This window comes from Oleiphilus sp. HI0125 (assembly GCF_001635355.1).
Window position 1 is genome coordinate 1 of record NZ_LWGF01001527.1, and the last position, 679, is coordinate 679.

The window sequence follows — 679 nt, forward strand, 5'->3', positions numbered from 1 at the left end:
TTTTTTGTATTGCTCGACCAACTGATCAACCACAACTGGATCTATAACAGGCTCATCACCTTGAATGTTGATGTAAAAATCATAATCAAGCATTTCGGCTACTTCAGCTATGCGATCAGTGCCTGTAAGGCAAGAATCACTAGTCATCACAACAGGAATATTTTCAGATCGGCAGTATTGTTCAATACGCTCATCTTCAGTCGCAACAACAACCTCATCCAAACTATCCGAGAGCATAGCCCGCTGACAGGTCCGTTTAATCATCGGTACACCAGCGATACTTACTAGGGGCTTACCCTCAAACCTTGTTGATTTATAGCGAGCCGGAAGAACACCTAATATACGCATAATTTTTACCAAGCACTCCATCCGCCATCAACATTCAATACCTCACCCGTTACATAATCGGAAAGAGACGAAGCCAGATAGACACATGCATTTGCGATGTCTTTAGATTGTCCCCAGCGACCTTTAGGTGTTCGATCTAATGTAAATTGATATAGATCAGTCTTCTTCTTGAAATTATCGGTATAAGACGTTTCGCAGAAGCCAGGAGCAACAACATTTACATTAATTCCAAATTCAGCCCACTCAAGCGCCAAGGATTTCGTCAAACTAATAATTCCACCCTTGGATGCTGCGTATCCACTTAATTCAGGTAAACCAAGCGTACCAACAA

General features: G+C 42.0%; 2 protein-coding genes. Both read right to left on the reverse strand.

The genetic code is table 11. The features are described from left to right. A partial coding sequence (locus A3762_RS26720) for a cytidylyltransferase domain-containing protein (protein WP_197469585.1) occupies nt 1–348 on the reverse strand: 348 nt, incomplete at its 3' end. A 5-nt stretch (nt 349–353) separates the two neighbouring features. Continuing rightward, nucleotides 354–679: SDR family NAD(P)-dependent oxidoreductase (locus A3762_RS25525; RefSeq protein WP_156493761.1), on the reverse strand; the 326-nt coding region annotated here is incomplete at its 5' end.